Source organism: Streptococcus parasanguinis (genome assembly GCF_001069785.1).
Lineage (GTDB): Bacteria > Bacillota > Bacilli > Lactobacillales > Streptococcaceae > Streptococcus > Streptococcus parasanguinis_T.
In genome coordinates, this window is the sequence record NZ_JVSR01000042.1 from 1 (window position 1) to 4,809 (window position 4,809).

Sequence of the window (4,809 nt, forward strand, 5' to 3'; positions counted from 1 at the left end):
CGAAATCGAATTCTAACGAATGACCGATTTCTGTCCCACTCTCTTTTATTTTATCCTAAGACCAATTCATCACTAACCAGAGTTTCACCACTGTTTTGTTGGAAGAGGCGCATCAAATCTTCAACCGTTAGGTTTTTCTTTTCTTCTCCTTTGACGTCGACAACGATCTTGCCTTGGTAGAGCATGATCAAGCGGTTGCCGTATTCGATAGCATGGTTCATATCATGCGTAATCATCAAGGTTGTCAAATCATGGCTTTCCACGATCTTTTGTGTCAATTCCATGACCATTTCACTGGTCTTGGGATCAAGCGCTGCGGTATGTTCATCCAGAAGCAAGAGTTTGGGTTTAACCAACGCTGCCATGACCAAAGTCAAAGCTTGACGTTGCCCACCAGACAGATATTGAGTATCGACTTTGAGGCGGTTCTCTAAACCAATATTCAGTTCCTTCAAGGCTTCACGAAATAATTCGCGATCCTTCTCCCGAACGCCCCAGCTCAAACCACGAGATTTTCCACGACGTTGGGCAATGGCCATATTTTCTTCAATGGTCAAACGAGAAGCCGTCCCCATTTTAGGATCTTGGAAGACACGCGCAATATCTTTCGCACGCTTCCGAACACTCGTATTTTTGATGGAGTTACCTTCTAGCAAGATATCCCCTTCATCCACGACTAGATTTCCTGCCAAGATGTTCATCAAGGTTGATTTTCCAGCTCCATTTCCACCGATGACCGAAATGAAGTCCCCTTCTTCTACTTGGAGATCCAAGCCTTTTAAGACGTGGTTTTCATTAACCGTTCCTGCTTCAAATGTCTTATGAATGCCTTCAATTGATAATAATGTTGCCATACTTTTCTCCTACTTATTTCCTAGCTTCAATCCGCGAATACGAAGACGTTTTTGCGCCTCAGGAGCGAACAAGACAATCGCGAGCAAGATCGCATTGAAGAGACGAACCATATTTTGATCGAGATTTGGGATCTCGTAAATATTTAAGATAATCAAACGGTAAACAATGGCTCCAACTCCGATGGAAAGCAAGCGCCAACCAATAGTCAATTCGTGAATCAAAACCTCAGCGATAATCACCGCACTCAAGCCAACCACGATCGTCCCTGTCCCAGAAGTCACATCTGAGAAACCATCATTTTGAGCAAACATAGCGCCACACAGAGCAATCAATCCATTTGAAATCATGTAGCCCAACATCTTCATGTTATCTACATTGACCCCATTAGCCTCACTCATTGGGATGTTATCACCTGTCGAGCGCAAAACCAAGCCAAGTTGCGTCTTCATTAGGAGGGTCAACAAGATACAGACGATGATCAAGCAGGAAATACTAATCAAAAAGACAGCTTCTTCATTAGAAAGTCCAAATTTCATGACACTCTTGAAAATGGTACTGGCATCGCCAATAGAGAGATTGGGAACTCCCCCCATGATTTTGATATTGATAGAGTAGAGACCCGTCAAAGTGACAATCCCTGTCAAGAGGGCTGGAATTTTCATTTTTGTATGGAGAATCCCAGAGACCAAGCCTGCAATCATCCCTGCAAAAAAGCCCAACAAGGTTGCAATCCAAGGGTTTCTTCCCGCTTGAATTTGTGAGGCTACAACTGCTGCCCCAAGTGGAAAGGCTCCTTCTGCCGTCATATCGGCAATATCTAAAATTCGAAATGTTAAGTAAACACCGATCGCCATGATCGACCACAATAAACCTTCTGATAAACTTGATAAAACGAAATTCATCTCAAACCTCCTATTTTTCTACCTTCAACGAGCTAATATCAATTCCTAGTTCTTTCGCCATCTCTTTATTGGTATGCAATTCTAATTTTTCAGGTGTTTCAACTGCGACTTTTCCAGGTTTCTCGCCCTTCATGATGCGAATAGCCATCCGAGCAGCTTGTCTCCCCAATTCCTCATAATCGGTACCAAAGTTGTACAAACCACCAGTGGCCACCATCTCAGCAGATCCACCAAAAACGGGCACCTTATGGCTGATAGAAACCTGTTTGACAGTGTCCATTGTAGAAGAGATAATATTGTCCGTCGGAACAAAGACGATATCTGCCTCTGACATGATGCTGTCTGCTGCAGCTTTCACATTGTTACTATCGAGAATTGTTTTTTCAACCACTTGATAGCCTTTAGCTTCTAGGATCTTCTTCGCATTGTCTTTTTGGACGACGGAGTTAGGCTCACTTTGCGTATAGAGAATCCCAACTGTTTTCGCCGTTGGAAGCACTTGCTTAATCATGTCTACCTGTGTAGCGATCGCATCTTCTGACTGGTCACTTGTCCCTGTGATATTGCCACCTGGTTCTTTCAGGTTTTTCACCAATTTAGCTGCCAAAGGATCTGTGACAGCTGAGAAAACAATAGGTGTTGATTTAGTGGTATTAGCCAAACTTTGTGCGGAAGGGGTTGCAATCGCAAAGACTAGATCACTTTCTTCTGCCAATTGTTTAGAAATATTTTTCAGATTTCGTTGCTCCCCTTGAGCATTTTGGAAATCGATCTGAATATTTTTCCCATCTACATAACCCTCTTTCTTCAACTCCTCGATAAAGCCTTTTCGTGTCGCATCGAGCGACTTATGGGTGATGTACTGGGAAATCCCAATTCGAAAGACATTGTCTTTTTTAGTATCCTTTAGATTGTGTAAGGTCACCAATGATGTTAACAGAAGTCCTACAACCAGGACAGGTGCTAGCAATTTTTTCACTACTTTCATTTATTGACTCCTTTTCTTCAAAATAAACAAAAAATCCGCTTAGATGATACTCTAAACGGATGCTTGAAATTCTCCAACAAGTTACAAAACCTCGGTCCATTTAGATACTAGCTCTATGGACCATCATCAAAAATCTTAGCCACATAGATACAAACAAATTGCTTGGGTTGTTTGCATCCATGAGATCATGTCTACAAACACTATCTAAAGTAGCTAAAGTAAAATTTTTGAATGGAAATGGCTTGTTGCTTCATGTTTATTTTCTGCTTTCTTTATTTATGGGTATTATCTTACCGTAATTTTTTTTTGATGTCAAGACTATTTCAGAAATTTTTGAAATTTTTTGAAAATTCAACTGGTCCTGACAAGAAAAAACAGAGGCTGGAACACGTCCAGGCCTCTATATTCTAATCTTCTTTTGATTTTGTTTCTTCATCTTCCTCGACGATTTCAGAAATTTCAACTTTCACCTTGGTCACACGACCATTTTTTACTTTGTCATTTGTCAAAATGAGGTGTTTCTTTTGACTATCGACTTCACAGCTGAGTCGCTCTTTCAAGGTTGGAATTCGCCCAACCTCTGTCAGATAATACCCTGCAATGGTATCCACATCATCACTTTGCAACTCAACATCAAAGTATTCATTAAAGTCGTTTAGTGACATAGCTCCTTGTACGACATAGGTATTGTCCGCAATTTCAAAGACATCAATTTCCGCTTTGTCAGTCTCATCGTCAATTTCACCGACGATTTCTTCCAAGAGGTCTTCAAGAGTAACCAAACCAGACATCCCACCATATTCATCGAGTAGTATGGCCATTTGATTTTGCGTATTGCGCAATTCCTTCAAAAGATCATCCACAAAAATGGTTTCTGGAACAAACAAAGGTTCTTGCAAAATCTTTCTTAAGACAATATTATCAAAGCCATTGATAAATCCTTCGTTCAAGAGACGTTTGGTATGGATGAGGCCGATGACATTGTCCTTGTCATCATCATAGACAGGAATCCGTGAAAAGTTTTGCTTAAGGATACTTTCAATAATTTCTTTGGTATCATCATTGATATCAACCATGAAGGCATCTGTCCGTGGCACCATGACTTCACGCGCTACCATTTCATCTAATGAAAAGATCCCTTGGAGCATCTCAATCTCATCCGCATCCAGTGTAGCTTCACTATTGGTCAGCATATACTCGATTTCATCCCGCGTCATCTTTTCATCCGGATCATCGAATTCCATTGGCGTGATACGGCTCAAAAGGTTGGTCGATGCTGAAAGCAACCAAACAAAGGGGCTAACAATTTTTCCTAATAGAATCACAATCGGAGCTGTTCGAACAGCCAACTCATCTTTTAGGTTCATAGCGATTCGTTTCGGATAGAGTTCACCAAATACGATCGAAATATAAGTCAAAAATGCTAGAGATAAAAAGCTTCCAGCTGCAAGAGCTGTTTTGGTATTGCCCATCCATCCAGCAATGACATGACCGAGACTTTCTGCAAGACTCGCCCCAGATAAGATGGTAATCAAGGTGATCCCCACCTGAATAGTGGATAAGAAATGGTTCGGTTGTTCCAATACGCTAAGAAGACGAATATATTTTTTATCTCCTTCTTCAGCCTTTTGCTCTACACGAGAGCGATTCAACGATACCATTGACATTTCAGCCGCCGAGAAAAAGGCGTTCAATAATGTCAAAACAATCAATAAAATAACTTCCAGTAAAATTTCCTGACTGCCAGGGTCTTCCATGGATAATTTCCTCCAGTATATAATATTGTATATTATACCACAAAATAGGAGAGCCTGCATTCTTCTATAAAATTTTCTTTTTTTACCATCAAAAAATCAGGAACAAGTCCTGATTTTAGAATGTGAACATATTGTTTTTTCACATAAAATAACCTAAGTAACGCTGAAAACTTAAAACAAAATATATAATCGTTTCATTCAAACCTACACTGAAACTTTCCGCCGTGAGAAAAGTGCTAGAAACACGATTGTTTCTAGCACTCGGGAGTTTTGGAACCTCAGGTCCAAAACTAAGTCATGGAACTTC

Annotated in this window: 4 protein-coding genes; all 4 read right to left on the reverse strand. The window is 40.6% G+C overall.

Annotation, left to right across the window (positions count from 1 at the left end):
- Window positions 1-50: 50 nt before the first annotated feature.
- Window positions 51-854, reverse strand: coding sequence for an ABC transporter ATP-binding protein (locus ADG03_RS02780; RefSeq protein ID WP_003005034.1), 804 nt, complete (start codon window positions 852-854; stop codon window positions 51-53).
- A gap of 9 nt (window positions 855-863) precedes the next feature.
- Window positions 864-1,757 (reverse strand): ABC transporter permease, encoded by an 894-nt coding sequence (locus ADG03_RS02785; protein WP_049472481.1) that lies wholly within the window; start codon window positions 1,755-1,757, stop codon window positions 864-866.
- Window positions 1,758-1,767: 10 nt separating this feature from the next.
- The gene (locus ADG03_RS02790; protein ID WP_024056316.1) at window positions 1,768-2,745 is read right to left on the reverse strand and encodes an ABC transporter substrate-binding protein; all 978 of its coding nucleotides are present in this window, start codon (window positions 2,743-2,745) and stop codon (window positions 1,768-1,770) included.
- A gap of 407 nt (window positions 2,746-3,152) precedes the next feature.
- Window positions 3,153-4,502 carry a hemolysin family protein gene (locus ADG03_RS02795; RefSeq protein WP_049472480.1) on the reverse strand — a complete coding sequence of 450 codons (1,350 nt, stop codon included), beginning with the start codon at window positions 4,500-4,502 and terminating at the stop codon, window positions 3,153-3,155.
- Window positions 4,503-4,809 lie beyond the last annotated feature (307 nt).

Excerpts from the sequence above, each read along its gene's own strand:
- ADG03_RS02780 (WP_003005034.1), bottom strand. The coding sequence starts at position 854 with ATGGCAACATTATTATCAATTGAAGGCATTCATAAGACATTTGAAGCA.
- ADG03_RS02785 (WP_049472481.1), bottom strand. The coding sequence starts at position 1,757 with ATGAATTTCGTTTTATCAAGTTTATCAGAAGGTTTATTGTGGTCGATC.
- ADG03_RS02790 (WP_024056316.1), bottom strand. The coding sequence starts at position 2,745 with ATGAAAGTAGTGAAAAAATTGCTAGCACCTGTCCTGGTTGTAGGACTT.
- ADG03_RS02795 (WP_049472480.1), bottom strand. The coding sequence starts at position 4,502 with ATGGAAGACCCTGGCAGTCAGGAAATTTTACTGGAAGTTATTTTATTG.